Genomic DNA, 275 nt, shown 5'->3' on the forward strand with positions numbered 1-275 from the left:
GCTTTCTTAGCTGGCGCTGAAGCACCTACCACTTCCAACTCAAGAATCAAGGCACCTTCAGATACTTTGTCTCCCTCTTTAATCGATACAGATTTAACCGTACCTGATTTAGGAGCCGGAATATCCATTGACGCTTTATCTGTCTCAAGAACGATGATTGAATCACCCTCTTCAACTTTATCGCCAACTGCGACGCTTACTTCAATCACATCAACGTCTGTTGCACCACCAATGTCTGGAACATTGACAGACTCAACACCACCTGATTGGGCAGG

Annotated in this window: 1 protein-coding gene; it reads right to left on the minus strand. The window is 45.5% G+C overall.

Features of this window, described 5'->3' with window-relative positions; all coding sequences use genetic code 11:
- Positions 1-275 (minus strand): biotin/lipoyl-containing protein (locus A3774_RS16080; protein WP_156473744.1); only part of this gene is annotated, 275 nt, incomplete at both ends.

The organism is Neptuniibacter marinus (assembly GCF_001597725.1).
Classification (GTDB): Bacteria; Pseudomonadota; Gammaproteobacteria; order Pseudomonadales; family Balneatricaceae; genus Neptuniibacter; species Neptuniibacter marinus.